At 68.2% G+C, this 428-nt stretch carries 1 pseudogene; it reads left to right on the top strand.

Going from position 1 to position 428, the window contains the following annotated elements:
- Window positions 1–78: 78 nt before the first annotated feature.
- A pseudogene (locus G3I78_RS48825) lies at window positions 79–428 on the top strand (dCTP deaminase); the annotation flags it as partial.

Raw genomic sequence — 428 nt, 5'->3', positions numbered from 1 at the left:
TCTCGGCGGCCGATCCCACCCCGCCGGCCTCAGCCTCGGCTCGGCGATCAGAAGCATCCTGACCAAGGGAGTCGACCAGTGATCCTCACCGGCCCCGAGATCACCTCCGCCTCGAAGGACGGACGGCTGCGCATCTCCCCCTTCACGGCGACCCAGGTCAACCCGAACAGCTACAACGTCCGCCTGGGCGGGACCCTGCTCACCTACACCGACCAGGTACTCGACACCCACCGTCCGAACCCCACCCGCCGCACGGAGATCGGCGACGACGGCCACGTCTTCCAGCCAGGCGAGCTGTACCTCGGCCACACCCTGGAGGAGGTCGGATCCGACCTCTTCGTCCCCCTGCTCTTCGGTCGCTCCTCCGTCGGCCGACTGGGGCTCTTCGTCGAGATCACCGCGCCCATCGGTGACATCGGCTTCCACGG

The sequence above is a fragment of the Streptomyces sp. SID13726 genome (genome assembly GCF_010548375.1).
GTDB lineage: Bacteria > Actinomycetota > Actinomycetes > Streptomycetales > Streptomycetaceae > Streptomyces.
This window is presented reverse-complemented; position numbering and strand designations above follow the sequence as displayed.